Source organism: Peribacillus sp. SIMBA_075 (assembly GCF_046534585.1).
Genome location: NZ_JAWRYN010000322.1, coordinates 1 through 314 on the forward strand (window position 1 = coordinate 1; position 314 = coordinate 314).

General features: G+C 67.2%; 1 protein-coding gene. It reads right to left on the minus strand.

The features are described from left to right. A partial coding sequence (locus SB775_RS28415) for a DoxX family protein (protein WP_410864521.1) occupies window positions 1-271 on the minus strand: 271 nt, incomplete at its 3' end. Between the last annotated feature and the right edge of the window lie 43 nt (window positions 272-314).

Here is a 314-nt window from a genome sequence, read left to right on the forward strand (position 1 = left end):
CGCGTGCTCGGATGTGCGCGGCGATCGCCACGACGAAGTAGAGGACGAGGCAGGAGTTGGTGACGATGCCGAGGGCCGGGATCCCGATCCCCGCGACCAGGCCGGCCGCTGCGGCGACCTTGATCGGAGGCATCAGCCACCAGTACCTGCTCGGCCAATTCACCCCGCGGTAGCACTCCGCCACGAAGCGCACCGGTTTGAGGCACAGGAGGCCGTCGCCCAAGCAGATGACGGCGAGCGCGGCGACGGGCCAGATCGGATCGGGAAGCAACACGCGATCACCGTACCATACGGTATGGCATGGTAGGCTGGGT